The sequence below is a fragment of the Pseudoalteromonas sp. Of7M-16 genome (genome assembly GCF_022347805.1).
Lineage (GTDB): Bacteria > Pseudomonadota > Gammaproteobacteria > Enterobacterales > Alteromonadaceae > Pseudoalteromonas > Pseudoalteromonas luteoviolacea_F.
Genome location: NZ_JAKRFY010000008.1, coordinates 29,213 through 54,887, shown reverse-complemented (window position 1 = coordinate 54,887; position 25,675 = coordinate 29,213). Strand labels below are relative to the sequence as shown.

23 protein-coding genes are annotated in these 25,675 nt (G+C 42.2%); 15 read left to right on the top strand and 8 right to left on the bottom strand.

The features are described from left to right. Positions 1–31 precede the first annotated feature (31 nt). The 6 genes from lepA to pdxJ are packed head-to-tail and all read left to right on the top strand — an operon-like array spanning position 32 to position 5,828. Complete coding sequence (lepA, locus tag MHN81_RS09940) at positions 32–1,819, top strand: translation elongation factor 4 (RefSeq protein ID WP_023398665.1); 1,788 nt, start codon at positions 32–34, stop codon at positions 1,817–1,819. A 15-nt stretch (positions 1,820–1,834) separates the two neighbouring features. Further along, positions 1,835–2,770, top strand: a complete 936-nt coding sequence (gene lepB, locus MHN81_RS09935; RefSeq protein WP_023398666.1) for a signal peptidase I — start codon at positions 1,835–1,837, stop codon at positions 2,768–2,770. Positions 2,771–2,772: 2 nt separating this feature from the next. Next, complete coding sequence (rnc, locus tag MHN81_RS09930; RefSeq protein ID WP_023398667.1) at positions 2,773–3,450, top strand: ribonuclease III; 678 nt, start codon at positions 2,773–2,775, stop codon at positions 3,448–3,450. Further along, entirely contained in the window at positions 3,440–4,339 is a 900-nt protein-coding gene (era, locus tag MHN81_RS09925; protein WP_036975683.1) for a GTPase Era, read from the top strand. Before rnc ends, era begins: the two co-directional genes overlap by 11 nt. Further along, complete coding sequence (locus MHN81_RS09920) at positions 4,340–5,089, top strand: DNA repair protein RecO C-terminal domain-containing protein (protein ID WP_239425660.1); 750 nt, start codon at positions 4,340–4,342, stop codon at positions 5,087–5,089. It abuts the gene before it with no gap. A gap of 4 nt (positions 5,090–5,093) precedes the next feature. Next, positions 5,094–5,828 (top strand): pyridoxine 5'-phosphate synthase, encoded by a 735-nt coding sequence (gene pdxJ, locus MHN81_RS09915; protein ID WP_023398670.1) that lies wholly within the window; start codon positions 5,094–5,096, stop codon positions 5,826–5,828. A gap of 51 nt (positions 5,829–5,879) precedes the next feature. Here the strand turns inward: pdxJ and bcp are convergent, their stop codons facing one another. Together bcp and MHN81_RS09905 are read right to left on the bottom strand one after the other, a co-directional pair. Then, the gene (gene bcp / locus MHN81_RS09910) at positions 5,880–6,353 is read right to left on the bottom strand and encodes a thioredoxin-dependent thiol peroxidase (protein WP_023398671.1); all 474 of its coding nucleotides are present in this window, start codon (positions 6,351–6,353) and stop codon (positions 5,880–5,882) included. Between the two features lie 9 nt (positions 6,354–6,362). Next, positions 6,363–6,896, bottom strand: coding sequence for an ACT domain-containing protein (locus MHN81_RS09905; protein WP_023398672.1), 534 nt, complete (start codon positions 6,894–6,896; stop codon positions 6,363–6,365). A gap of 310 nt (positions 6,897–7,206) precedes the next feature. On the opposite strand from MHN81_RS09905, the gene bamC reads away from it, so the two are divergent. Both bamC and MHN81_RS09895 read left to right on the top strand, forming a co-directional pair. Then, a complete protein-coding gene (bamC, locus tag MHN81_RS09900; protein ID WP_239425659.1) occupies positions 7,207–8,268 on the top strand; it encodes an outer membrane protein assembly factor BamC in 1,062 nt (353 codons plus the stop codon). Between the two features lie 65 nt (positions 8,269–8,333). Then, on the top strand, positions 8,334–9,704 hold the full coding sequence (locus MHN81_RS09895) for a YjiH family protein (RefSeq protein WP_239425745.1): 1,371 nt from the start codon (positions 8,334–8,336) through the stop codon (positions 9,702–9,704). A 37-nt stretch (positions 9,705–9,741) separates the two neighbouring features. Here MHN81_RS09895 and MHN81_RS09890 read toward each other — a convergent pair whose 3' ends face one another. Further along, a complete protein-coding gene (locus MHN81_RS09890; RefSeq protein WP_239425658.1) occupies positions 9,742–9,939 on the bottom strand; it encodes a DUF2897 family protein in 198 nt (65 codons plus the stop codon). Positions 9,940–10,214: 275 nt separating this feature from the next. Between MHN81_RS09890 and MHN81_RS09885 the strand changes: the two genes are divergently transcribed. Next, complete coding sequence (locus MHN81_RS09885) at positions 10,215–11,549, top strand: ankyrin repeat domain-containing protein (RefSeq protein ID WP_023398676.1); 1,335 nt, start codon at positions 10,215–10,217, stop codon at positions 11,547–11,549. Between the two features lie 74 nt (positions 11,550–11,623). Here the strand turns inward: MHN81_RS09885 and bamE are convergent, their stop codons facing one another. Further along, a complete protein-coding gene (bamE, locus tag MHN81_RS09880) occupies positions 11,624–11,983 on the bottom strand; it encodes an outer membrane protein assembly factor BamE (protein WP_023398677.1) in 360 nt (119 codons plus the stop codon). 105 nt (positions 11,984–12,088) lie between these two features. Between bamE and MHN81_RS09875 the strand changes: the two genes are divergently transcribed. Further along, entirely contained in the window at positions 12,089–12,469 is a 381-nt protein-coding gene (locus MHN81_RS09875) for a GIY-YIG nuclease family protein (RefSeq protein WP_080672570.1), read from the top strand. On the opposite strand, the gene MHN81_RS09870 is transcribed toward MHN81_RS09875, so the two are convergent. From MHN81_RS09870 to ilvC, 4 genes are all read right to left on the bottom strand, one after another. Then, positions 12,352–13,245: a M20/M25/M40 family metallo-hydrolase gene (locus MHN81_RS09870; protein ID WP_023398678.1), complete on the bottom strand. Its 894-nt coding sequence runs from the start codon at positions 13,243–13,245 to the stop codon at positions 12,352–12,354. The genes MHN81_RS09875 and MHN81_RS09870 overlap by 118 nt on opposite strands. Beyond that, positions 13,226–14,413, bottom strand: a complete 1,188-nt coding sequence (locus MHN81_RS09865; RefSeq protein WP_239425657.1) for a tetratricopeptide repeat protein — start codon at positions 14,411–14,413, stop codon at positions 13,226–13,228. Before MHN81_RS09865 ends, MHN81_RS09870 begins: the two co-directional genes overlap by 20 nt. Before the next feature lie 102 nt (positions 14,414–14,515). Beyond that, complete coding sequence (locus tag MHN81_RS09860; protein WP_023398680.1) at positions 14,516–16,420, bottom strand: methyl-accepting chemotaxis protein; 1,905 nt, start codon at positions 16,418–16,420, stop codon at positions 14,516–14,518. A gap of 182 nt (positions 16,421–16,602) precedes the next feature. Beyond that, complete coding sequence (ilvC, locus tag MHN81_RS09855; RefSeq protein ID WP_239425656.1) at positions 16,603–18,075, bottom strand: ketol-acid reductoisomerase; 1,473 nt, start codon at positions 18,073–18,075, stop codon at positions 16,603–16,605. 130 nt (positions 18,076–18,205) lie between these two features. Between ilvC and ilvY the strand changes: the two genes are divergently transcribed. The 5 genes from ilvY to MHN81_RS09830 all read left to right on the top strand — a co-directional run bounded on the left by ilvY (position 18,206) and on the right by MHN81_RS09830 (position 25,627). After that, entirely contained in the window at positions 18,206–19,099 is an 894-nt protein-coding gene (gene ilvY, locus MHN81_RS09850) for an HTH-type transcriptional activator IlvY (RefSeq protein ID WP_023398682.1), read from the top strand. Positions 19,100–19,162: 63 nt separating this feature from the next. Continuing rightward, positions 19,163–19,870, top strand: a complete 708-nt coding sequence (locus MHN81_RS28235) for a winged helix-turn-helix domain-containing protein (protein ID WP_023398683.1) — start codon at positions 19,163–19,165, stop codon at positions 19,868–19,870. A gap of 297 nt (positions 19,871–20,167) precedes the next feature. Then, the gene (locus MHN81_RS09840; RefSeq protein WP_023398684.1) at positions 20,168–21,955 is read left to right on the top strand and encodes a DUF4856 domain-containing protein; all 1,788 of its coding nucleotides are present in this window, start codon (positions 20,168–20,170) and stop codon (positions 21,953–21,955) included. A gap of 86 nt (positions 21,956–22,041) precedes the next feature. Further along, entirely contained in the window at positions 22,042–23,415 is a 1,374-nt protein-coding gene (locus MHN81_RS09835) for an imelysin family protein (protein WP_239425655.1), read from the top strand. Then, entirely contained in the window at positions 23,408–25,627 is a 2,220-nt protein-coding gene (locus tag MHN81_RS09830; RefSeq protein WP_239425654.1) for a TonB-dependent receptor, read from the top strand. The genes MHN81_RS09835 and MHN81_RS09830 overlap by 8 nt, the downstream gene beginning before the upstream one ends. Positions 25,628–25,675: the final 48 nt, after the last annotated feature.

The window sequence follows — 25,675 nt, the reverse complement described above, 5'->3', positions numbered from 1 at the left end:
TTGTGAATAACAGAAGTTTAGAATCCAGTATATGAAGCATATCCGTAACTTTTCAATTATAGCCCATATAGATCATGGAAAATCGACACTTTCGGACCGCTTAATCCAGGTATGCGGTGGCTTGTCAGACCGCGAAATGCAGCAGCAAGTACTGGATTCAATGGAACTCGAGCGTGAGCGCGGTATTACCATTAAAGCGCAAAGTGTTACCTTGAACTATACCGCACAAGATGGCGAAACCTATCAGTTAAACTTTATCGACACACCAGGACACGTAGACTTTACGTATGAAGTGTCACGTTCATTGGCTGCATGTGAAGGTGCATTATTGGTCGTCGATGCAGGTCAAGGTGTAGAGGCACAGACGCTTGCTAACTGTTACACTGCAATTGAAATGGACTTAGAAGTCGTTCCAATTCTGAATAAGATTGACTTACCACAAGCCGACCCACTGCGCGTTGCAGAAGAGATCGAAGAAATTGTAGGTATTGATGCGCTAGAAGCTGTTCAATGTAGCGCGAAGACCGGTATTGGTATTGATGCTGTTCTTGAAGAGATTGTAAAGGAGATCCCACCACCTGAAGGTGATGTGAATAAGCCATTACAAGCGCTGATCATCGACTCATGGTTTGACCCTTACCAAGGGGTTGTATCACTTGTACGTATTAAGCATGGCGAACTACGTAAAGGTGAAAAAATCAAAATTATGTCTACGGATCAAGTTCATATCGTAGATAAAATTGGTATTTTCACGCCAAAGCAAACCGAGACCGGTGCACTAACGAGCGGTGAAGTTGGCTTTATCATCGCAGGTATTAAAGACATCCATGGTGCACCAGTTGGTGATACGATAACCCTTGCAAAAACGCCAGCAGAAGAAACACTGCCGGGCTTCCAGAAAGTGAAGCCGCAAGTTTATGCAGGTATGTTCCCAATCTCTTCAGATGATTATGAAAACTTCCGTGATGCACTGAATAAATTGAGCTTGAACGATGCATCTTTGTTCTTCGAGCCTGAAAACTCGACTGCACTAGGTTTTGGTTTCCGCTGTGGCTTTTTAGGCATGCTACACATGGAAATTATCCAAGAGCGTTTAGAGCGTGAATATGACATGGACCTTATCACGACAGCGCCAACGGTAGTGTACGAAGTTGAAACTAAAGATGGCGTAATTCAAATTGATAACCCGTCAGATTTACCGCCGGTCAATGATATCTTAGAAATCAGAGAACCAATTGTAGAAGCTAACATCTTGGTTCCACAAGAGTACTTAGGTAATGTAATTACGCTATGTATCGAGAAGCGTGGTGTTCAAACTAAGATGAGTTATCACGGTAATCAGGTTGCCGTAACCTATGAATTACCTATGGCTGAAGTGGTGATGGACTTCTTCGATAAACTTAAATCGACTAGCCGCGGCTTCGCATCACTTGATTACAACTTTAAACGCTTCCAAGTATCTGACATGGTTCGCTGTGATATTTTGATTAATGGTGATAGAGTGGACGCACTTGCGATCATTGTTCACCGTGATAATGCACAGAGCCGAGGCCGTCAGTTGGCTGATGCCTTGAGAGAGTTAATCCCAAGGCAGATGTTTGATATTGCGATTCAGGCTGCAATTGGCAACCACGTAATTGCCCGTACAACAGTGAAACAGTTACGTAAAAACGTAATTGCAAAATGTTATGGTGGCGATGTGAGTCGTAAGAAAAAGCTATTACAAAAGCAAAAAGAAGGTAAGAAACGTATGAAGCAACTGGGTAACGTAGAAGTACCTCAGGATGCGTTCCTTGCAATATTAAAAGTAGGTAAGTAACAGGAATTATTATTTATGGCAGGTTATTTTTCGGTCTTTCTCGTGCTGTTGACTTTGGGATCGGGCCTGATCTGGTTAATAGATCACTTAGTTTATGCACCAAAGCGTAAGGAGCGTATAGCGCTTGCACAAGGAGCATCGGAGCAACCGCTGGACCAAGAAGTTATTGACCAGATTGCGCCGGTACCTGCCATAACTGATAGTGCAAAGTCTATCTTTCCAATGATCGCGGCAATTACTGTGTTTCGGTCATTTATCTTCGAGCCGTTTCAAATACCGTCGGGCTCTATGATGCCAACATTGTTGGATGGTGACTTTATTTTGGTGCAAAAGTATGCGTACGGCATTAAAGATCCGGTTTGGCGTTCACAGCTAGTTGATGTGGATGATCCAAAGCGAGGAGACATAGCCGTATTCAAGTTTCCGTTAGACGAACGTATTGACTTTATCAAGCGTATTGTCGGTTTGCCTGGTGATCGTATTGTGTATCGCAATCGTCAGCTTTTCATTAACCCAAAATGTGAAGAGGGTGAGCAAAGCCGAGATGGGTTGGCGTGTGGAGAGTTCAACAAGATTGATGTAGAAATTGTTAATCGTGATGAATTTAAGCAAGGTTCAATGCCACTAGTACGTTTGACAGAATCTTTACCTGATGTTGAGCACGATATTTTAATTAACCCGAAAGCACTGGAATTGTCAGAGCGCTATTACCAACAACCAGGTACGCGACGCGATGAATGGGTCGTTCCAGAAGGTAGCTATTTCGCTCTTGGCGATAATCGTAATAATAGTCAGGACAGCCGCGTATGGGGTTTTGTTCCTAAAGAAAACTTAGTTGGAAAAGCTGTATTTATCTGGATGAGTTTTGATTTCGAAAATGGTCCAAATAGCTTATTGCCAGGCTGGGTTCCAACAGGGGTTCGATTCGAACGCCTAGGTAATATTCAGTAACAATGAAAAAGAACGTCACAGAATTATATAAAAAAATAGGCTACGACTTTGCTGATCAAGCACTGCTTGAACAGGCAATGACTCATCGTAGCCACAAAGGTCAGCATAATGAACGCCTAGAATTTCTAGGCGATTCTATTTTAAGCTTTGTTATCGCAGATGCGTTGTACCACAAGTTTCCAAAAGCGCGTGAAGGTGATCTAAGCCGCATGCGTTCGACTTTAGTACGCGGTCAAACATTGGCTGAATTTGGTGTTGAATTTGGTTTAGGGGACTATCTGAGGTTAGGCCCTGGTGAACTTAAAAGTGGTGGTTATCGCAGAGAGTCAACGCTGGCTGATGCGGTAGAAGCGATTATTGGCGCGGTGTTTCTAGATTCAGACATCGAGACCTGTAAGACGCTTGTGCTTAAATGGTATAAAAGCCGTTTAGAGGCCATTTCTCCAGGACACAATCAAAAAGACCCAAAAACGCTGTTGCAAGAATATCTGCAAGCGCGAAAATTACCATTACCTGCATATCAAGTTATTGATACAAAAGGGCAGGCACACAATCAGACATTCACGGTTGAGTGTACTGTAAAGGGTATGGATAGTATTATTTCTGTCGGTAGCTCACGTCGAAAGGCAGAGCAAAAAGCCGCAGAGCAAGCACTGAAGATATTAAAAGATGAATCCTAACACCCACTGCGGCATGATTGCGATTGTCGGCCGCCCAAACGTAGGTAAATCGACTTTGCTCAACAAAATTGTTGAGCAAAAAGTCAGTATTACATCCCGTAAGCCTCAAACGACTCGCCATAGAATTATGGGGATACATACAGAGGACAACTACCAAGCTGTATACGTTGATACGCCAGGTCTTCATATCGAAGAAAAACGTGCTATCAACCGCTTAATGAACCGTGCGGCAAGCAGTTCGATTGGTGATGTTGAACTGATTATTTTTGTCGTTGAAGGAACATTGTGGAACCAAGACGATGAAATGGTTCTAAATAAAGTCAAAGAGAGCGGTCGTCCAGTTTTGGTCGTAATGAATAAAAGCGATCAAGTTAAAGAGAAAGAAGAGATATTGCATCATATGCAATGGCTTGCCGAGCAGCATGACTTTGTTGGTATCGTACCAGTTTCTGCGAAAATTGGTAAAAATATTGATATGGTCAAAGAGGAAGTAAAAAACCGCTTACCTGAGTGTGAATTTTATTTCCCTGAAGACTATGTAACAGATCGCTCTATGCGCTTTTTGGCTGCGGAAATTGTCCGCGAGAAGCTGATGCGCTTTATGGGTGATGAATTGCCATACTCTGTCACCGTTGAAATTGAACAATTCAAATGGCAAGACAATGGTGTGTGGCAAATTAATGCATTGATCTTAGTAGAGCGCGAGTCACAAAAACGCATGGTGATCGGCAATAAAGGCGAAAAGCTAAAAGTTATTGGCCGCGAAGCGCGACGTGACTTAGAGGACATGTTGGACAACAAAGTGTTCTTGGAGCTTTGGGTAAAAGTTAAGTCTGGCTGGGCGGATGACGAGCGTGCTCTAAGAAGCTTAGGCTACGGAGAAGACTGATTGGATAGTGACTTTCGACAAGCATATTTGCTTCATCGGCGACCATATAGAGATTCGCAAGTGATGCTAAATATGCTCGTTGAAGGCGTTGGTCAACTCTCCATGCTCGCAAGGATCAAAGGCAAGCGAGCAGTTAAACAGAATGCTGCTTTGCAACCGTTTACTTGCCTGCTGGTCCGCTATGCGGGTAAATATGATTTAAAGTATTTAAACGATTTCGAAATTCAATCCCCCCCTTTGATGTTTAAAGGTACGCACTTGTATTGTGCTTTTTATCTTAACGAATTATCCCATCGAATAATTCCTATTAATGAACCACTTGATCATGTATTTTGTTTGTATCAAGACCATCTCAAGCGGTTGTACAGTGATGGGGACAATGGCCTTGCCATTAAAGTGAATAGCCAACAACCTAAAAAGCCAAAAAACAGCGAACAAATTGAAGAGATCCTTCGTACATATGAGTTTAAATTGTTGTACGAATTGGGTGTCGGTGTTGAATTTGATTACGATGCATTTGGCACACCCATTGATGAAGGAAGTTATTACCAGTTTGTGAGGGAAGTTGGCTTTTGTCCTAGTGAGGACATACATCGCAGCTTTTCAGGAAAAACACTGCTTGCAATTGCTCATGGGGACTACGGTTCCGTAGTATCTCGCAGGCAAGCAAAGGCACTAAGCCGCTATTTATTAAAACCACTGCTTGGAAATAAACCACTAAAAAGCAGAGAACTTTTTCAACCAAGGTAGAGTAATGAAAGATATTTTATTGGGCATAAATGTTGACCATATTGCAACCTTAAGACAAGCACGTGGTACGAGTTACCCAGATCCTGCTCACGCTGCTGCTGTCGCAGAACACGCTGGTGCCGATGGAATCACAATTCATTTGAGAGAAGACCGTCGCCATATTCAAGATCGTGATGTGTATGTTATGGCCAAGACCATTCAAACACGTATGAATCTAGAAATTGCGGTAACAGAAGAAATGCTCAACATTGCGTGTGAAGTTAAGCCTGAATACGTCTGCTTGGTGCCAGAAAAGCGTGAAGAGCTGACTACTGAAGGCGGTTTAGACGTTATTACAAATCAACAAAAAATTACCGAAGCGGTAGAAAAGTTAACTGCTGCGGGAATTAAAGTTTCATTGTTTATCGACGCGGACAAGGGACAAATTGACGCGGCTAAAGCGACTAAGGCGCCGTATATTGAAATTCATACTGGAGCTTATGCGGATGCTGAGTCTGATAGTGAGCAAAATGCAGAACTTGAGCGCATTAGAGAAGGCGTACAATATGCTCATGCAAACGGTATTATTGTCAATGCGGGCCATGGGCTTCATTACCATAACGTTAAACCCATTGCACAAATGCCTGAGATTTACGAACTGAATATTGGTCATGCAATCATTGCACGCGCTGCGATTGACGGATTGGAAAAAGCAGTCAGAGATATGAAACGCATTATGCTTGAAGCTAGACAAGCGTAAGTTGAAGCTGATTTAAGAATTAAAAAACCCAGCATAGTGCTGGGTTTTTTGTTATTGCTGTGCGTTTAGGTGGTCTAGTACCACTTGGTGGTGTTCTTTTGTTTTGAACTTATTAAACACGTGTTTGATAACACCGTCTTGCCCAACTAAAAAACTGAGTCTATGAATACCGTCGTATTCTTTACCCATAAACTTCTTAAGTCCCCACACGCCAAATGCGTCGGCAATTGCGTGATCTTCATCAGACAGTAGATCAAAGTTGAGTTCTTTTTTCGTCTCAAAGTTTTTTAGCTTTTTAACTGGATCTGGGCTAATCCCAACCGCAACTGTGTTTAGTTGTGCCAGTTGCTCTTTGTGGTCGCGAAGTTGCTCCGCTTGCACTGTGCACCCAGGCGTCAAAGCTTTTGGGTAGAAGTAAACTAACACTTGGTTTGACTCAAGTAGCTGACTGAGTGCTACTGTGTCGCCATTTTGATTTTCTAATGTAAAACTAGGTGCATTATCACCTGCTTTTAATGTATTCATTAATGATCCTTAGCGAATGCGTCTGAAAACATACTGTACGTTTGAAATGCTAGAAAGTTCTTCAAACTTTACTTTAAACTGGTCAAAATTCAGCTCTGACGGCGTGTTAAATTCGAGCACACAACGCATGTGTAGTTGCTTATCTTCTTCAAAAGTATCTGATTTAAGAGAACAAATACTGATGTTTTGCTCGGCAAAAAAGCGTGTAACTCGGCTGAGTGTGCCCTGAGTATCAATGCCTGTGTATTCTAATGTATATCCCGCGCTATAGTCACTTTCAGTGTGACTAGAAGTGCGCTTCATCATGGTTAGTAAACCAAGCTCCATACTTTTTACTGGCAAAGTATGTTCGACTCGACTAATTGCCGCCATATCACCAGCTAGCAGCATTATAAATGTAAATTCATTTCCTAAAATCGCTATGCGGCTATCAATAATATTGCAATTACACTCACTGACTAATTGAGTGAGTTCACTGACAATGCCTGATCTATCTTCCCCTATTGCTGTTAAAACAAGTTGATGTGAAGTAAAAGTAGTCATACCGACGTCCTAGTGAGCTTGCGCCAAAGTGAGTCATAGAGGCTGTTTTAAATTTATAGCGGCGAATACTATCACAGTTTATAAATGAGTCCTACACGTTGTCTGTGATTGTATTGAGGTGAAGTATAGACAATTCAAACGCGTGATTCTTGTGTTTGCCAAGTTTGCCAAGTAACATAGTGCAGATTTTTTGAAATTTACTTGTCAGGCTAAATAGAAAATTAGTGTAAATGGCAGTGAACCATTTCAGCATTCCTTAATCTTAAGTGAAAGAATAATTACATAGTGGGTTTGCTAAGGAGTTTTATTAGTGCAGTATTGGGTCCCTAAAGCGCTAACGTTAAGCGTTATACTCGGTTTATCAGGTTGTAGTGTTTTTACCAATGACACGCATCAAAAGAAAAACTATCGTGTCCACGAGGCTGTGCAAGTTCCAGCAGATCTCGAGCAACCTTATCAAGATAAAGAATTCCAAATGAATGTGGCCGTCTATAACAATGACGCTGAGCCACTGAGTTTTCGACCACCTCAACAGGTACTGACACTTGCCAAAGGCAGCTGGGCTGAGGACAAAGAAGATGTTGCGCGTATATATTTTGATAAAAATGATGGTATAGACGCACTGGATGCATTTATTTGGCAAGCGGTTGAAGGTGTCATTGAAAACCATCAATCTTCAATTAATGAAGATGACCGTACCAATGGTAAGCTCACCACTGGCTGGTATTCCATAATCAAAGCTGAAGAAGGTTGGTTTTGGGAAACCGCGACAGAGGTTTCAAGACAGAAGTTTGAATTTACATTGTCACAAGAGGAGCACCAGCGTACAGCCTCTTTAGAAGCGAAACTGATTGATTATCAAAGTGACAAAGTTGAGCTAGACGACATGTTGCAGCAGCAACTTGAAGTACGCGCACTGAATGAAGTTGTTGCTGAGTTCGATTACAGATACCGCTTACTTGAAGTCGAATTGCGTAAACAGCAGGGTGTACTATCGCTTGAATTAGGCTTCGATAACGATGGTAACGCGGCACTCATTACCCTTGCAGATAGAAGTTCTGTTATGGAACGACTCTCTAACTTCCTAGAAAAGCTGAGCTTTACAGTTATTCGCCTTGACGACGAAAAAAATGAAGTTTTTGTCAGGTATGAAGCGCCAGAAAATAGTGTTTGGGACTCTATCTGGGGTGACGAGGTGACAACACTTGCCATTGAAGATGGCGATTATACTATTGAAGTAGGTACAACAGACGATGGGCAAACCTCGTTAACCTGGTCTGATGCTGAGGGGAATGTACTCGACTCAGTGACTATGGAAGCACTTCAAAAAGGGTTGGTCGAGGCCCTGCGTAATCGCGGACTGAGTATATAAATACAAACCGCTAAGTAGTTCAGAAAAGAGCGAATGCTCTTTTCTTTTTGTTGGATAAAGAAATGATGTCAGATACAACGCAAACGCCGCCTGTGAATTGGCAAACATGGTTCGCATTTATTGTACCGTCACTGATAGGTGTATTTTTATTTATGACACCTGTTGCTGTCGGCGATGCAATGACAATCCCAATTGCGGTGTTAGCAAAAGAGTTGCAGCAATTTACTGGTCCTTTTATACATGCATTGATTGTAGCCATCGTGTGTATTACGGGGGTGTTTAGTTTAGTGATTAAACTCTTCAAGCCACGCATATTGCTAAAAAGTGAGCTTATTAAGCACTTGTTTGATGTAAGCTGGCTATGGGTTACCACAAGACTCTTTGGTATGGCATTCATTCTGATGACCTTCTTCCAAGTTGGACCTGAGCTTATTCACTCAAGTGGCACGGGAGCCTTGGTTTTAAACGATCTATTGCCAGTACTATTCTCGGTATTTGTGTTTGCGGGTCTGTTACTTCCTTTGTTGCTCAATTTTGGATTGTTGGAGCTAGTTGGTACGTTACTTACTAAAGTGATGAGGCCTTTGTTTGGTGTGCCAGGACGAAGTGCGGTGAACTGCGTGGCTTCGTGGTTAGGCGATGGTAGCGTTGGTATTTTGATGACTTCTCGACAATATGAAGATAAGCACTATACGCAAAGAGAAGCTGCAATCATAGGTACCACTTTTTCCGCTGTGTCGATCACATTTTGCCTCGTTGTCATTGGTCAAGTTAAACTAGAACACTTGTTCGCGCCTTTTTACTTGACCGTTTGTGCGGCCGGTGTCGTCGCGGCCATCATTGTGCCTAGACTACCGCCATTAAGTTTCAAAAAAGACATTTATGTCGATGGTAGTACACATAACCAAGACTCTGAAGCTGTTCCTGAAGGTAAAACTCTATTTGGTCATGCTTTAGATGTCGCATTGCTAAAAGCGCATAAAGCTCCCGGCGTAAAAGGTACGGTTAAAGAGGGTGTTCACAATGCGCTGGATATGCTGTTTGCGGTCCTTCCTGTTGTTATGGCTGTTGGCACATTTGCCCTTATCATTGCTGAAGAAACACCTATCTTTCAATTTTTAGGTCAACCTTTCATTCCTTATTTGGAGTTGCTACAGGTGCCTGAAGCCGCAAAAGCTGCTGAAACAATTGTTGTAGGTTTTGCAGATATGTTTATTCCATCGATTTTAGCTGCCAGCAATATAGAAAGTGATGTAACGCGGTTTATTGTTGCAGCGCTCAGTGTGACACAATTGATATACATGTCAGAAGTTGGTGCTTTGCTATTGGGCAGTAAAATTCCGGTCAACATCTTTGAACTGTTCGCAGTATTTATTTTGAGAACATTGGTTACTCTACCTGTGATTGCGCTGATGGCACACTGGTTAGTGGGTTAATAAGTCATTGCAGTGAGTATTGCTTGATACTCACTGCTTATTTAGGCTCTTCTTTCTCTTTCTCTTTCTCTTTCTCTTTCTCTTTCTCGTCGCCTTGTTCCGGTTTGATTTGTTTGTCAATTTTGTCTTTGACGTTAAATTTATTCGCATATTTAAGCAGCATAATATTGCCAATAACATAGCCAAAAACGGCGAGGATGATTAGGATTACTTTCCAAGTTTCTAATTTTTCCAAGATTGCTCCGATGTACCTATTCAGCCTATATAAACTTACGATCCATAGGCTAGTGCTAGGTTGTATTATTACATGGATTACAGTCTACTAAATTCAGTGTCAATGTACGACTGATACGTTACTCATTCTCATGGCTAGGCATACATGTAAATAGTGTGAGATATTCGCAGCTTTTTTTGTTTACACTTGGTATTATCTTGCTGGCTAAGCATTGCGATAATTTTAGTTCTTAGTAAAAGTAATTTTGGTGATTTTATTAAATGGTTTGTGCATCCATGGAGCAAGTTTTAATTTGGCCTTCTCAATTTCCACTTTTGTTAAAAGGCCTAGTGGAAGACAATGGTGCATTCATTCTTGATGCACTCGAAGCGTGGCCTGAGTGCGACGTGGTAAAGGATGAGCAAGGAGTTATATCTCAAGTCTTGCCTCCTATATTTTATGTTGCATGGTTAAAACCACTGGATCCCTTCGAATCCTGTTTTTTTCAGCATATTGATGAATATGATGATGAACAGCACAATTACGTTTTACAGTTGCTCAATCATATTGAACAAGCTGGGATCTCTCGGGATGAGTTAACGGTTAAGCTACTGGGGTGTTTGTCTCAGTATTCGAGTATTGCATCACAGGCTAAAATTCAAAATAAAATTTCTTTTATCGATTTATTGCTCAAGTATAAACAGTTTAAAACGCTATGTTGGTTGTTGCCGAATGGCTTTAAATTGACACCAGCACAAACCTGTGAGCTCTGGCTAAATGGCGAAGAGAGTAGCAGGTCATGTATACAAGAGTGTTATCGGGATATTCTGGAAAATACCTCATTAACCCAAGCAGAAGCGGTCAAGCATTTAAATGAAGGGCAGGACTGCGAAGGTTTGCTTACACTCCTGTGTAACGAGGAAGAGCGCCTACAAATACTCGACAATGCCTTACTGGAGCAGGTCATGTCAGGGGCCGCGAAACAGTCGAGTATGCTTTCTTTAATAGAGAAGGGAGCCAGAGGTCATGGTGCAGACAGTGCTGGTAAGTCAGCGATGATGTGGATCGTTGAAAAAGGCTTTGTGAGCGCTGCTAAAGCATTACGAGAGTTTCATTGCGGTGTGTCACTGGATGACCTGGGCAGGAACCTGATGCATTACGCAGTGCTATCAAATTCTCGCCCTATGCTAGAGTTGATTGAAGATATGGGGGTAGATCCTAGGTTAGCAGATGCTTCAGGTTGCACACCTTATCGATTAGCCACAGAGAATCAGTCTGTAAACTCTAAGAAGTACTTGGAAAAGCGTGGCATCATTGAACTCAGTGATGAAGCAAAGTATCAGAGAATTTTTAGAGTGTATGTTTTGAAAGCATTTGCTGTACTATTTCTACCACTGCAATTAGCGCTTTTTTTAGATGCATCACGAGACAATAAATTGTCGATGGTGTTATTGCTGTCAAGTTGTACTTTATTTATATTTGCTTTGGCGAGATTGCTGAAAAGAAGGCGGCTTTTCCCTACCACAAAACTGCCTTTTAGCTTGCGTTGCATAGGGGTATTGAGCTGGTTAAGTTTGTCTATTCAAGCAATATTTACGGTAGTGATGTGTTTGGCTGTGGTTAGTATTTAACTTTCAAGTGGCTATTTTAGCGGTTTGTGGTGTGAGGCAGGTTAGGATTACCTGCCACAAAGAAGCGCAATAGCTTAGTTATCAAGTGGCGTATTGAATTCTGCCGGTATTTCAAAATCGCCAGTTAACTTAGCCAGTTTGTCGTTCTCAAAATGAACCACTAAACTTTTACGCACCTCAGAGTCTCTGTCTATGTTAAATACATATTTGTAGTGCCACTTCGAGGAGTCAAAAGCATCTTTAGCAACCGGCGTGCCCAATACGAACATGACTTGCTCTTTTGTCATTTCTATTCTGAGTTTATCTACATCAGATTGCTCTAAGAAGTTGCCTTGAGGCACATTTATTCTATAAACCCAGCTTGAACAACCGGACAGAAAAATAGTCATCATGGCCGCTACGAGCCAAGTCAAAAGGGGTTTATTGTACTGCATGTATGTGTATCCTTATTTTAGGTTATTACGAATGATACAGATTGCACTAAGAAGGTAAAGTAGATTGTGCATTTCGACTGTGCATTTTGGTAAAAGTTTCTAGATTTGAGAAATTTAAATTTGAGTGAACATGAGCGAGTAAAAAGAGATTGGTATCTATATATTGTCGAAAATAAACTTGGGCAGTGGTATACCGGGATCACCAATAACTTAGCACGAAGGTTAGAGCAGCACGGCAACGGGACAGGTGCGAAAAGCTTGCGTGGCAAAGGCCCAATTGAATTGCAAATTGCATTGTCTGGTCTCACCAAAGTTGAAGCTGCTAAATTAGAGTGGCAAGTTAAACGTTTGAGTAAAAAGAAGAAGTGTCAGTTGGTTACAGCTGCATTGCTGGAAACTTGCGACAGCACAAACTTGGTTATCGCATTTGACACCTGTGTGAGCTTTTCAAAGTTAATTTTATCCAATGAATCATTGACGGAGTGATGATGCTTGTCCATTCCTGCACCAAAATAGATAAAAGGGATATCTGCTCTATAAAATGGATAGTGATCACTGGCCCGCAGCCAATCTATTTGCGGGGCATTTAGCCGCCTAGCCATTATTTTTGCGGAAAAATAGAGTTGGAATTTAACTGGCGTGCTGGCAAACGTAGAGGTGATTGTTTCTTTCATTGGTTGTAAGGACCTTGAGGCAAGCGCATAGAGCTTGTTTTTTCTTTGTAGGTCGAGCATGTCCAAATTAATGTTCATATGTACTTGGGTGCTTGAAAGCTGCTTAACAAACGCTTTGGCACCATGGAGGCCTTTTTCTTCGGCGTCTGTAGCGACGTAAATTATGTTGCGATTGACGTCCATGCCTTGTAGCTGCCTTGCAATGTCAATCATCACGGCAACACCAGATGCATTATCATTTGCACCAGGAAAGTATCTACTACCGCGAGTGCCTAAGTGGTCATAATGGGCGGTAATGACAATGGGAGAGTGGCATAGCGCACGCCTGCAGTACTGAGTCGCGACCACATTATGGCCAGTAGCTGAGTCAAAGAAGCCATAGTCAAATTCGAACTGGTCAAATCGTACTTCTAATCCATATTTTTCAAATTGACGAGTAATATAGTAGGCGCTGCGATGTGGCTGTGCCCCGCCTGAAGGTCGACCTTCAAATTCGGGGCTGGTCAAAATCAGCATATCTCGTTCTAGGGCATAGCTTTGAAAGCTAAACAAAAACAGCAGAGTGAAGTTAATTTTTAGCCACTGCATCTAGCCATTCCAATTTACCTCGATATTGTTTTTGATTGTGCTCAAATTCAGCTAGCGCGAGTGCTCGCTTCATGTGAAGTCGGGTAAGTTTTAAATTGCCAAGGCCATAGTATGCTTTGGCAAGCGCGAAATGACCTTCATGAAGACGGTTGTTTATTTTGAGGGCGTTTCTATAGTGTTTAATCGCTTTTGTAAAATTGCCTTGCGCCATAGCCTCATGACCGACTGTTAAAATGTAATACGGGTTGCTTCGGCGCAGTTGATGGAGGTTAGCCCTGATATCTTCCGCTTGTTTTTGTCTGTCTGTTAAATCATACAACACCGCTAAATTTCCTTTTGCTGTGTTGTTATCTGGATCGAGCTCTATCGCTTGTTCGTACAGCCTTTCAGCCGTATCAAATTGTCCCGAAATTCGGTAGAGTATGGCGAGGTTTGCCCAGGCACTGGAATAGTAGTTGTCCATTTCTATGGCCGCTCGAAAATAGCTAAATGCTAAATCATGTCTGTTCTCAACCATGTTGAGCGCCCCTTTGTTATTGTAAAACATGGCGGTGACGCGGTCTTTACTTATGGGGGTGGTTTTAAAAGCCTGACGACGGCTATTTGGGTCAAAATCAATGGTTAAGGTTTTTGGTGCGGTATGAAGGACCTTTTTAGTGAAATAGCGAGTTCTGTCTTCGTGAATTTTTAAATTGACATGACCACTTAAAAAATTATATCCGCGGCTATTTGCCCAGTACTCTGGTACGTGTACTTTTTGAAATTCAGCGCCTAAATTCAAAAACTCAGACAAACTGTAAGACAAAATTGAGAGAGACAAGCAGTTGGCGTTTAGGTTTTGGTATGTTTGCGAGGCGGTGAGGTTGGCATCACTCATGTAAGAGAGTGAAGCATCTCCATTTTCTAATAAGAACTGCATAATGAGCTCAGCTTGTTCTAACTCTGGAGGGGCGTCCTTTTTAAAGTGTTTCTCTAGGGATTTAATGATTTGCTCATCTAAAACGAAGATTTCGGCTTGTGATTCAACTTCTAGTGTTTTAAATGGCGCCTGATTGAGTAAAGCCAAACTTTCTGGAGCAACATTCTTGCTTGACTGGCATCCACTCATAAAAACAGTGGCAGTGATGATAAACAAACTTAGCAAAACGCTTTGATAACATAACTTCATATTATTTACTCCCAAACGCTCTTTCTTATTAGACTAGCGAAACTTGAGAGTAAATAAAGAAAAAATTGTTACAAAGCGTTGCTTAAAATTCAGCTTACCTTATCAGAAACTTGCCACCAGTTTGTCTAGCGCTTTCGCTGAATCAGCTAATTGCTGAATTGCTTGCTCGGTACTAAGTTGGTCATTCATCACTTCGTCACTAATGACACTGATCTGTTCGATACTTCTACCCACATCAACCACAACATTGCTTTGCTGCTCTGTCGCCGTGGCGATAAGTGTTGTCATATCATTGATTTGATTGGCAGTTTCAGTGATCTTATCCATCAATTCAACGGAAGTTTGCATTTGTGAGACACTTTGCTCTGCTTGCTGTGACGATAGTGCGATTTGTTCGACTATTGAATCAGATGCGGCTGTGAGCTCGGTGATCGTGGCTTGAATTTCATCTGTGGATTGAGATGTACGGCTGGCAAGCGCGCGTACTTCATCTGCAACAACAGCAAACCCTCGCCCATGTTCTCCGGCGCGTGCAGACTCAATCGCTGCATTAAGTGCCAATAAGTTAGTTTGCTCAGATATCGCCCTGATCACATCAAGAATATTGGCGATTGACTGTGTTTTACTCGCAAGCGTTTCGACTTGAGTGGCCATATTTTGTATATCAGTTGCCAGCTCCATCAGCGTTTCTTGGCTGGTTTGCACACAGTCATGGCTCTCCTGTGAGCTTTCTTTACTAGCCAGTGTCAACTTCGCGGTATTGTTTGCACTGCCCGCAATTTCTTGCACTGTGGCCGCCATCTCATTGATTGCCGCAGCCACAGAAAGCGTTTGGTTCTTTTGCTCGTCTAATGACTGAGAGTTGCGTTGTGACTGCTCGAAAACCAATTCACTGGCCGCGCGAATGTCGCGACTTTCAGTTGCTACCTTGCTAATTGCACCGTCTATTTTATCGATAAATTGATTGAACCCATCACCAAGTGCAGCAAGCTCTGGTTGTTCTGAGCGCGGTACACGATAGTTTAGGTTGGCATCGCCACTTCCCAGCTGTTTAAACACGTCGGCCATTTTCAGTAGCGGGGCGCTCAGGGTGCGAGCGAGGAGTACGCTGATGATACTAGCAACCAGCGCAATCACCAGTGCAAAGGTCACAATTTGCCATTGTAATTCGGTAACTTGGGCAAATACTTCTTGCTGAGGCACTTGTGCAATTACATATAGATCGGTTTCAGGAATGCGATTAGCCGCAACCAAAACGGCTTCGCCGTTGGCAGACATCTCGAGGATACTGAGTTTTGAGCTATTCAATAATGCACTATCCGAGCGGGCACCGTAAAAGTCATCAAGGGTTGAGCTGGCGACCAAACTGGCGTCTGGATGAAGCTGTACGAGTCCTTGTTGGTTAACAACAAATACAAATCCACTTTGCTCGATGCGCATATTTGCAAGCTTTCGCTGCATTTCGTCAATGCTTTTGGCCAGACCCGCGAGCCCGATACCATTGGTTTGCTGGTGATTGACGAACATTTTTACATCACCAGGTGCTTCTTGAAAGATACTAATTGAGTAAGCTTGATTACTGTTGGTAAAAGCAAAGAACCAATTGTCTTGCTGTTTATTTAACACTCTCAAAAAGCCATTTTGATTCCAATACTTATGGTTTTGTCTGTTGGCCCAAGAGGCTGTTGCTAAGCCGTATTGTTGCTGTAACCGATTTAACTCTTCGAGTAACAAAGGTTCATTTAACTGACCATTTTTTGCTGAATCAACGATAAACTTGTTACTGGAAAGCTGCTCAGCAGCATTTTTTAGTACCACAATTTCTTGTTCAATAGACTTGGTGATACTTTCAACTTTGCTGGGCAATTCGGAACCGAGCATTCTCGACTCTACCATGGATTTAGATTGAAAAATCGAAATAAACCCTATTAAACAGGCGACTACGATTGCAGTAGCGCTGCCGAGAATGGTGATTTTTTGAGTGATTGTAAAGCTTGTGTTACTCATTTAGCCTTCTAAAATTGATAACCGCATGGCGATAATTCTAGCATGGTCAATAATTAACACATATAGATTTATTAATTATGTCGTATAGATTTATTAGCTGTTGATGGATTTTATCATGTAAATGTATGAAAAAAAGCCCAAAGTTTTCACTAATGGGCCTTGGTTCTAACAAGCGAACTGATTTATACGATACGTTTCATTGCGGACATATAACCTCGCAATTCTGTACCTACAACTTCAACCGGGTGGTTTCTTATCGCACTGTTAACGGCTATAAGTTTTTGATTATCCACATGGTTGTTTTGAGTGTCCAAACCTGCACCGATCACATCTGTATTGATTTTCTGCATAAATGGCTGAAGCAGAGGTATGCAAGCATGGTTGTATAGATAGCATCCATATTCAGCTGTATCAGAGATGGTTCTATTCATTTCAAAGAGTTTTTTGCGTGCAATTGTGTTAGCAATAAGTGGTGTTTCGTGCAAAGACTCGTAATAGGCCGATTCGGCGATGATCCCTGCGGCTGTCATTGTTTCAAACGCAAGCTCTACACCCGCTTTCACCATCGCAACCATTAGAATGCCTTTATCAAAAAAGGTCTGCTCAGAGATATGTTGCTCAGTATTGGCCTGCTTTTCAAAAGCGGATTGCGCAGTTTCTTCACGCCAAGCGAGTAACTTTGCATCACCCTCAGCCCAGTCTGCCATCATGCCAGTTGAAAATTCACCACTGATGATGTCGTCCATGTGCTTGTTGTAAAGCGGTGTCATAATGGTCTTAAGCTCTTCACTTAGATCATGCGCTTTAATTTTCGCAGGGTTTGACAGCCTGTCCATCATGTTGGTAATACCACCATGTTTTAATGCTTCTGTGATGACTTCCCAGCCATACTGAATCAATTTTGACGCGTAGTCTGGCGCGATGCCTTGTTCAACCATCTTATCGAAACACAGTAAAGAGCCTGTTTGTAACATGCCACATAAAATGGTCTGTTCACCCATTAAATCAGACTTTACCTCAGCGATAAATGAAGAGTTGAGTACACCAGCACGGTCTCCTCCTGTGCCTGCTGCATAAGCCTTGGCTTGCGCTAAACCTTTACCTTGAGGGTCGTTCTCAGGGTGCACTGCAATGAGTGTTGGCACGCCAAAACCGCGTTTGTATTCTTCTCGTACCTCAGTACCAGGGCATTTTGGCGCGACCATAATAACCGTGATGTCTTCACGCACTTGCATGCCTTCTTCGACAATATTAAAGCCATGAGAGTAGGCAAGAGTTGCGCCTTGCTTCATTAGTGGCATGACGGCATTAACAACTGCTGAGTGTTGTTTGTCTGGGGTCAAGTTGAGTACCAGATCCGCGGTTGGAATTAGCTCTTCATAAGTGCCAACAACAAACCCGTTGTCGCTCGCATTAAGAAACGATTGTCTTTTTTCATCAATCGCAGATTGCCTCAGTGCGTAAGTAACGTCCAAACCTGAGTCTCTTAGGTTTAGGCCTTGGTTTAACCCCTGTGCGCCACAACCAACAATCACCAACTTTTTGCCCTTCAATACATCTACGCCATCACTAAATTCCGATGGGTCCATAAAATTACATTGAGCTAGTTGAGCTAGTTGCTCACGTAGAGGTAAAGAGTTGAAATAATTCGCCATGTCAGATCCTGCTTTATCGTCTTAAAATAACTGTATATGTGTTGACTCTACGATAGTGAGATAATGTACTTGCGTAAAATGATATATTTAAATTATTGTATTTCATATAATGAAACGTAGGGGCGTGCAGATGGACCACAAACAACTTAATTACTTTTTAGCGTTAGCAGATACATTGCACTTTTCACGCGCAAGTGAACGATGCTATATCAGTCCACCGACCTTGAGTCGACAAATAAAACAGCTAGAGAGTGAAGTGGGCGCACCGCTGTTTATTAGAGACAATCGCAGCGTGTCCTTGACACCTCAAGGTAAGGCTTTTGTCCACTATGCTCAGGCAACTTTAGCCAGCTGGCGACAGTTTAAAAGTGAATGTCAGGACGAGTCCAAACCGCTGACAGGCGAACTAAGTTTATATTGCTCGGTTACCGCATCGTACAGTTTTATCTATGATTTGTTTGCTCGATACCGTAAGGAGTATCCTCAGGTTGAGCTAAACTTGATGACCGGGGATCCTGCGTTTTCAATTTCTCAAGTTCAAGGGGATTTGGCTGATGTTGCTGTTGCTGTAAAACCCGCATCATTGCCACAAGGGCTTGAATATCAATCGATTGGCCGATCGCGACTGGTATTTATAGCACCAACCATGACGTGCCCGTTAACTGATTTAATTGACAATCATAGTGCGGGCGATATGCCATGGGGGGCGCTGCCTTATATCGTGCCAGAGCAAGGCGTGTTAAAAGAGAGAATTGACCACTTTTTTAAACGCAAAGGCATTCAACCGCAAGTGTATGCACATGTCTCTGGCCATGAAGCGATGGTCGCCCTGGCAAGTTTAGGGTTTGGCGTTGCATACATTCCCGAAATTGTACTTTCACAAAGCCCATTTAAAAACCAAGTTCAACAGCTAAACTTACAATCCGAAGAGATTGATATCGGCTTGGTTACAAAGAAAAAACGGCTACAAGATCCGGTAATTAATAAATTGTTTTCAGTCTCTTGTGGAATATTTAATTCGTAAAGCTGATGTTCAGTTAAAAGGAGTAGACTCGCAAAAAATTAGGTGTATGAACAGGGGTAGGTAGTGCATACCGTACTGATCGCTGAGAGTAAAAGTAATAGTTTAGCCATGCCACAAGCCGCGCTTCAAGGTCAGGGGTTTGACGTACAAAAGATGGTGCTAGAAAGCTTGGACCACATTAACCATAAGAATAATCAAGGACAAGTCAGTAGCATTGTGATAGATCAAGCAATTGCAACCAGTGCAAAATTCGATACCATCAATACATTGAGAACGTATTATCAAGCGCCCGTACTGGTCTCTGTTGATGACAACAATGACGATATGCAAAGCCTGTTATTAGAGTTGGGAGCGGATGATGTGATTGCGACAAATGCCAAGCCAAGGTTATGGCGGGCACGATTAGAGGCAATATTACGCAAAAAGCAGATCGTTACGTCAATTAAAGAAGCTGGCAAAGAGACAACTCTGTCATATGGTGCTTTGACAATTAAAGGAGATGAACGCACTGTATTGATTGACAACAAGCGCGTAAGTTTGACAACCCATGAATTTGATCTAATTTGGTTATTGGCATCTTCAGCACCAAAAGTCGTGAGTCGTGAAGAAATTTACCAAACAATTATTGGTCAAGATTATCAAATCAGTAGCCGTACCGTTGATGTACGTGTTTCTTGTTTAAGAAAAAAGCTAGGTGATAATGCATCGAGCCCACAAAAGATAAAAACCGTGTGGCGACAAGGATATCTCTTTGTAAAAGAAGCTTGGTAAGAATTTATAGTTCGAATTTTTCGAACTATAAATCAATCAAAGACTGTGAAAAATTTATAACTAAATAATCTATATTTTGTATACGAAAGTCCAAATTCATTTAAAAACATTGAGTTATAAATTATTTTGTTACAAATCTTATTGACTCTCATTTTCTCTTCTATATTTAGTCTTAACTCTACCTGTCAATTTGTATACTTTTAACAACGCAAATAATATTGATTGCTATTTAGGGCAGTGTATACTGGCCGTGTTAATTGAATGCAAATACAAATAATTTTCATAGGAAGACGTCTAATGGCATTAAGAAAGTCTCTGCTTGCAACTGCAATTTTAGCAGCAACAGTTGGTTTAACAGGTTGTGGTGGCTCTAGTAGCGATAACAACACGGTAACGACTCCTGATACACCAACACCTCCAGCAAATAAAGCGCCAACAATTACTGCTGAAAATGCAACAGTAAAAGAGGATACACTAGGCGCTGAAGTAACCGGTGTGGTGTTCGCTGATGACAGTGATGACGCAGCTGCACTGACATTTGCTGTTAGTGATGGGCGCTTTGAAGTGGTTGAAGGTAAGCTTAAGCTTAAAGATGCTAATACGTTAAACTATGAACAAGAAGCTGAACAAAAGGTAACTGTTACGGTTACAGCAACAGACTCGGCAGGTGAAAAAGTTGAGCAAGCTGTTGAAGTATCAATTGAAGACATCGCTGCTGAAGCTGGTGTTAACGTTTATGAGTTCAAAAATGGTTCAGGCGAGTCATCAGTAGCTTATTCTGGTCAGGTATCACGTCAAGCTGCAATCTCTGAAGCTAAAAAGCTTTTAGGAACACTAAAAACTGGCACTGATGGCATCAATGATGTTGAAGAGCTAAAAACAATCGTTGCAAACGTACGTGGCTTTTTATTCCCTGTTGACGATTCTCGTCAAGAGACAACACTGACTTTCCTTAGCGGCAAAAATACAAAACAAGCTACTTTGGGCCAAATCTCTAGCCTGAAAAAAGTTGCTGGTGAAGGCGGTAAAATCGCTGGTCGCGATGCAACTTATATGAATAAAGACTGGCAGGCTGAAGGCTCGCTAGTTGGTTGGTCTGAGTTTGGTGGAAACCCATCTACACCTGAAGGTTTAGTATTATACTACCTAGATCTTATTGACGCACAAATCACACAATTTGAAAACGGTGAACAGCTGTCAGCAACGCATAATGGTACAACTGTTAATCTAAACAGCCTGTATATCACACCAGAAGGTCTTGATATCGTTCAGCTACTTCAAAAGCATTTAAATGGTGCCGTTGCACTTTCTCAAGGTGCTGATGATTATTTAGATGAGCTATTAATTGGCGAAAAGTCTGCTGACAACAAAGCGCTAGCTGAAGGTAAGTCGTACACAGAACTTGAGCACAAATTTGACGAAGGTTACGGCTACTTTGGTGCTGCAACACACTACTTAGAGTTCAGCGATGAGCAAATCTCAAGCTCTGCGGCTCAAGACTCTGATGGTAACGGTGTATTTGATTTATTAACTGAGTACAACTTCGGTAACTCTACAAATGCATCTAAGCGCGATAAAGGCACTGCGGGCAATACATACCCAACTGATTTTTCAGGTGCAGCGCAAATCGCTTTCATTAAAGGTCGTAAGCTTATCAACGACAAAGTTGGTATGAACGTATCTGAGTGGACTGAAGATGAGCAAAAAGCAATTGAAATGTACCGTGACCAGGCGCTATTAAACTGGGAAAAATCAATTGCAGCAACTGTTATTCACTACATCAACTACACCATTGCAAAAGATGACGGCAACTTGACGATGATCAAGTCAGGTGAATTTGATGCTGGTAACTTTGAAAAGCTGGCTAAATACTGGGGTGAGATGAAAGGTTTCGCACTGAACTTCCAGTTCAACCCACATTCACCATTTACAGCAGAAAAGTTTGCAGAGATGCATACGCTTATGGGTAATGCACCTAAGCTAAATGCAGATGACGTAGACAACTATATCAAAGACCTAGAAAAAGCACGTGACATTATTGCTGAGGTATATGGCTTTGATGCAGAAAATGTTGAAAAGTGGTAATCACTTAATTAACAAGTAGCTTAAAGGTTAGTTGCGTATGCAGCTAACCTTTTGTTGTATTTATAGGTATCAAAAAGAGAGACACAATGAGAGTGTTAACACCGTTAAGTGCAGTTGCTGTAGCAGTCACATTGCTTTTAAGCGGCTGTGGAGAGAGTAGTTCCAGCTCGGCTGGTTCTGAGTTTGCTGGAGGTAATGGTTCAACTCCTCCTACGGCGCCAACAACACCGACGACGCCAACAACGCCGACGACCCCAACAACGCCAACAGATCCTTCGACACCAACGACACCGCCAACCGATCCATCTACGCCAACTGATCCGACTACACCGGGGACATTTGATGAATCAAAGTTGGTTGCAAATTTGGTAAATAATGTTTTGACGCCCGCGCTTACCCAGTTTGATACATTTGCTAAAGCACAGCAGAGCCAAATAGGTGAATATTGTGTGGCTGAAAAAGCGCAAAGCGCCAATGCTGCAGACTTGCATGAAAAAGCAAAAGACAGCTGGCGTGCGGCCATGAGTAGCTGGCAATATGTCGAGTTAATGCAAGTGGGTCCTCTTTTAAGTAACGGTAAAGAGCTTAAGGGCAATATATATTCTTGGCCTGCAGGTGGTGCACTGTGTAGTTTGGACTTGGACATTGTGTATCATGAAGACGGTTTCATCAATGGAGACACAAATAGGCCATATGATATAAAAATGCGCACTTCCGACCGCAAAGGTTTAATTGCCATTGAACATGCTTTATTCAATACCAATTACAACCATAGCTGTGCTTCTGAAAATGCATCGTTGGCACCTTGGAATAGCCGCACAATAACTGAACGAAAGGCAGCGCGCTGTGAATTTGCCCACACCGTGGCGGGCGATATTGTCGATAATAGCGCTGCTATTTTAGCGAGTTGGCAAGGCGACAACGGCTTTGCGAATCAACTAATTAATGCAGGTAATCCCGGTTCGCAGTTTGACACGCCTCACATAGCATTAAACGAAATATCAAAAGCCCTCTTTTATATGACTAAAGAGCTAAAGGATGAAAAGCTTGGTACACCACTTGGGCTATTTACTAATAGTTGTGGATTTGTAGCGTGTGGTCAGGATGTAGAATCTGATATATCGGAACATTCAAAAGAAAATTTATTGGCAAATATTCGAGCGTTTAAACAAATTTTCACCGGTGAGGGCAGCAATGCAGACAACACACTGGGTTTTGATGATTTTCTCGATGCAGAGCAAGGCTCAGACATAAAACAGCGTATGCTACAAGGCCTAGCAGAAGCGGAAGCGGCATTACTGGCGATTGATGGTTCGTTAAAGCAAGCAATTGATAATGACACTGCAAAAGTCACTGAAGTACACGCAAAAGTTAAAAATGTGACTGATGAGCTTAAAAATGATTTTATCAATAAGTTAGCTTTAGAACTTCCTCAAACATCGGCAGGTGACAATGACTAAGTACACTCGTATGAATAAATCGTTACTAGCAATGGCCGTTGCTGTTGCACTACCAAATGCTTACGCAGATGAAACAGCGAAAGATGACATCGAACATATTCAAATAATCAGTCACTATGACAAGTTAAGAACTGAGGCAGGTTCCGCGACTTTGCTTACAGAAGAGCAATTAGGTGAGTATGAATATGATGATATTCACCGTGTACTTTCTTCAGTACCTGGTGTGAATATTCGTGAGGAAGATGGTTATGGCTTGCGTCCAAACATCGGCTTTCGTGGTGTGACCCCAGAACGAAGTAAAAAAATTACCATTATGGAAGATGGTGTCCTAATTGGTCCTGCGCCATATTCAGCGCCTGCTGCTTATTACTTCCCACAAACAACGCGTATGACAGCTGTTGAAGTATTTAAGGGGCCTGCAGCGATTAAACATGGTCCACAGACCATTGCTGGTGCGTTGAATCTAGTGACGCGCTCAGTCCCTGAATTTACCGAAGGGGCAATAGACATTGCAGCGGGTGGTGATGGTTATACCAAAGCGCACGGTTATTTTGGCTCCGTGGTCAACAACATTGGCTTTTTAGTAGAAGCGGTTAACGTCCAAGCGGATGGCTTTAAAGAGCTTGATGGTGGTGGTGATACAGGATTTGATAAGAATGATTTCTTAGCCAAATTTAATTACCGTTTACAGCAAGGTAATATTGAGCACAATTTCGGCTTAAAACTCAGTTATGCTGATGAGATATCAGATGAGACATATCTTGGCTTAACCGAAGAAGATTTTGCAGAAAACCCATATCGTCGATACGCAGCAACAGCGCCTGCAAAAATGGATACTGAACATCAACAAGTGATGTTCACCCACAGTATGAGCACGGATAATTTGAGCTTAACAACGCGTTTGTATCGCAATGATTATGAGCGTGCTTGGTTGAAGCTAAATAGTGTTGAAGGTAAGTCACCTCAGGAAATTTTGTTAAACCCTGAAGCGGAAGATAATCAGCGTTTATATGAAATCTTGAAAGGCGAGCAAGATTCAGTGGTCCCAGGTGCGGCGAACTTTTTGACAATGGGCACGAACGACAGAGAATACTATTCGCAAGGTTTACAAATCGATGGTGATTTTGCGTTTAATTTGTTCGACTTAAACCATGACTTATCATTTGGTGTGAGGTTCCATGAGGATGAAATCGAACGTAAGCACTTTGAAGAAAGCTATAAAATGACGTCTGGGGTGTCTTCACTGGTTGAAAACAGCAAACGCTTCACAACATTGAATACAGAGCATACCGAAGCGTGGTCAGTGTATGTTGAAGACAAAATCAAGCTGGATGCGTTAACTCTGGGTGTTGGTGTGCGTGGTGAGCTGATGGACATGCATTACCAAAACAACAGTAACCCAAATGATTGGCTTGATAAAACTACCCGTATTTGGTTGCCTGGCGTCAGTGGTTTCTACCAATTAAGTGAAGACTCGGGCGTATTGTTTGGCATCCACCGTGGTTTTTCTCCAGCTTCCCCGGCGCAATCGTCAGAAATTGAGATAGAGAAGAGTACCAACTATGAATTTGGTGGACGTTATAACGATGGCGTAACTGAGTTTGAAGTTGTGAGCTTTTTCAATGACTATAGCAACTTAAAGGAGAGCTGTGGCCAGTCTAACTGTGGTGATAGCCTGCAACAAGATGCCGAGTTTAATGGCGGTGCTGCCCATGTTTATGGCCTTGAGGCGCAATTCTCGCAGCGCTACCCACTTAACTTGCAGTTAGATATTCCGTACAGCCTTGTTTATACCTATACAAAAGGTGAGTTTAAAAATGATCGCCGAACCACATTTGCTCAATGGGGCGAAGTGAAAAGTGGCGATCCGCTGCCGTATTTGCCAGAGCATCAAGTTAGCTTCAATGTTGGTCTAAGTGCAGATAAATGGCGTACGTCATTAGCTGTTAAATATATTGGTTCTATGCCCGAAGCTGCAGGTCGAAGCTGGCAAGAGGGTACTCAAGAATTTACTTTATATTTAGAAGGTCAGGAAGTTCCTTCATCAACAACGGTCGACTTGTCAGCAAGCTACGACTTTGATGAATACGGTCAGGTATACCTAAAGGTAGACAACTTACTTGATGAAGATAAAATTGTAAGTCGTAGACCTTATGGCGCGCGTCCAGGAAAACCAAGACAGGTTACTGTTGGATACAAATACCAATTTTAGACATCCGTGATGTTTAACGCCACGTATAAAAGTAAGGCCGCATCATGC

Bases quoted from the DNA above. Each gene is read 5' to 3' on its own strand.
- MHN81_RS09835 (WP_239425655.1), top strand. From the start codon at position 22,042: ATGAGAGTGTTAACACCGTTAAGTGCAGTTGCTGTAGCAGTCACATTG.
- ilvY (WP_023398682.1), top strand. From the start codon at position 18,206: ATGGACCACAAACAACTTAATTACTTTTTAGCGTTAGCAGATACATTG.
- MHN81_RS09860 (WP_023398680.1), bottom strand. From the start codon at position 16,420: ATGAGTAACACAAGCTTTACAATCACTCAAAAAATCACCATTCTCGGC.
- MHN81_RS09865 (WP_239425657.1), bottom strand. From the start codon at position 14,413: ATGAAGTTATGTTATCAAAGCGTTTTGCTAAGTTTGTTTATCATCACT.
- bcp (WP_023398671.1), bottom strand. From the start codon at position 6,353: ATGAATACATTAAAAGCAGGTGATAATGCACCTAGTTTTACATTAGAA.
- MHN81_RS09870 (WP_023398678.1), bottom strand. From the start codon at position 13,245: ATGCAGTGGCTAAAAATTAACTTCACTCTGCTGTTTTTGTTTAGCTTT.
- pdxJ (WP_023398670.1), top strand. From the start codon at position 5,094: ATGAAAGATATTTTATTGGGCATAAATGTTGACCATATTGCAACCTTA.
- MHN81_RS09830 (WP_239425654.1), top strand. From the start codon at position 23,408: ATGACTAAGTACACTCGTATGAATAAATCGTTACTAGCAATGGCCGTT.
- lepB (WP_023398666.1), top strand. From the start codon at position 1,835: ATGGCAGGTTATTTTTCGGTCTTTCTCGTGCTGTTGACTTTGGGATCG.
- bamE (WP_023398677.1), bottom strand. From the start codon at position 11,983: ATGCAGTACAATAAACCCCTTTTGACTTGGCTCGTAGCGGCCATGATG.
- MHN81_RS09840 (WP_023398684.1), top strand. From the start codon at position 20,168: ATGGCATTAAGAAAGTCTCTGCTTGCAACTGCAATTTTAGCAGCAACA.
- era (WP_036975683.1), top strand. From the start codon at position 3,440: ATGAATCCTAACACCCACTGCGGCATGATTGCGATTGTCGGCCGCCCA.
- lepA (WP_023398665.1), top strand. From the start codon at position 32: ATGAAGCATATCCGTAACTTTTCAATTATAGCCCATATAGATCATGGA.
- rnc (WP_023398667.1), top strand. From the start codon at position 2,773: ATGAAAAAGAACGTCACAGAATTATATAAAAAAATAGGCTACGACTTT.
- MHN81_RS09895 (WP_239425745.1), top strand. From the start codon at position 8,334: ATGTCAGATACAACGCAAACGCCGCCTGTGAATTGGCAAACATGGTTC.
- MHN81_RS09905 (WP_023398672.1), bottom strand. From the start codon at position 6,896: ATGACTACTTTTACTTCACATCAACTTGTTTTAACAGCAATAGGGGAA.
- ilvC (WP_239425656.1), bottom strand. From the start codon at position 18,075: ATGGCGAATTATTTCAACTCTTTACCTCTACGTGAGCAACTAGCTCAA.
- MHN81_RS09885 (WP_023398676.1), top strand. From the start codon at position 10,215: ATGGAGCAAGTTTTAATTTGGCCTTCTCAATTTCCACTTTTGTTAAAA.